The sequence below is a fragment of the Streptomyces sp. SID9727 genome, assembly GCF_010550605.1.
Lineage (GTDB): Bacteria > Actinomycetota > Actinomycetes > Streptomycetales > Streptomycetaceae > Streptomyces.
Window position 1 is genome coordinate 1 of sequence record NZ_JAAGNI010000416.1, and the last position, 231, is coordinate 231.

General features: G+C 77.1%; 1 protein-coding gene. It reads left to right on the forward strand.

The genetic code is table 11. The features are described 5' to 3' along the window. The coding region (locus G3I41_RS29045; protein ID WP_203601814.1) for a cobalamin biosynthesis protein at positions 1–231 on the forward strand (231 nt) is incomplete at both ends.

Below are 231 nucleotides of genomic sequence, written 5' to 3' on the forward strand. Positions count from 1 at the left end.
GGCGCGACCCGCAGGCCCTGGACGGCCCCGGGATCGCGCGCGCCGTCGTGGAGTCCGTCGCCGAGAACACCTCGGACGCCGTGGTCGGCGCCCTCGTCTGGGGCGCCCTCGCCGGTGTCCCCGGGCTCGTCGGCTTCCGTGCCGCCAACACGCTCGACGCGATGGTCGGCCACAAGTCGCCCCGCTACCTGCGGTACGGCTGGGCGTCCGCCCGGCTCGACGACCTCGCGG